At 40.4% G+C, this 670-nt stretch carries 1 protein-coding gene; it reads left to right on the top strand.

The genetic code is table 11. From position 1 onward, the window contains the following. Window positions 1–7: 7 nt before the first annotated feature. Window positions 8–670 (top strand): transposase (locus N5D03_RS14940; RefSeq protein WP_280052127.1); only part of this gene is annotated, 663 nt, incomplete at its 3' end.

Below are 670 nucleotides of genomic sequence, written 5' to 3'. Positions count from 1 at the left end.
GGCTATTTTGGCAGAGAGGAATTCCTACAGCAAGACTGATGAGGACGCTACTTTTATGAGGCTAAAGGATGACCATATGCAAAACGGACAGCTCAAACCGGCCTATAATGCACAGATTTCTACCGAGAATCAGTTTATTGTAAATTACACGATCCATCAAGAGACCAACGACTTCAATACCCTGAAGCGTCATTTGGAGAATTTTGAGAAATTGTTCGGCAAAAAAAAACTCGGAGAATTGGAAGAACTCACTGCCGATGCGGGCTACGGAAGCGAGGAAAATTATGAATTATTGGAACAAAAAAACATTATTCCATTTGTAAAGTACAACACCTTCGATAAAGAGCAAAATGCCCATTATCAGGCGAAACACAAGACTTTCAGCAAAGAACACCTGCACTACAATCAGGAAAAAGATTATTACGTCTGTCCGATGGGTCAAAAGATGGAAAAAACGCACGTAAGCACTCGGAAAACCAAGACCGGTTATCCTCAAAAACTCTCCCATTATCAGGCTAAAAATTGTGATGGATGCCCAATCAGAGGCGTTTGCCACAATTCCAAAGAAAACCGGAGCATTGAGCGAAACCATCATTTGGAAGATTACAAAGAAAAAATCCGGGAACTTCTAAACAGTGAAGAAGGCATTAAAAAAAGAAAACAACGGTCA

The sequence above is a fragment of the Empedobacter sp. GD03861 genome (genome assembly GCF_029840885.1).
GTDB lineage: Bacteria > Bacteroidota > Bacteroidia > Flavobacteriales > Weeksellaceae > Empedobacter > Empedobacter falsenii_B.
This window is presented reverse-complemented; position numbering and strand designations above follow the sequence as displayed.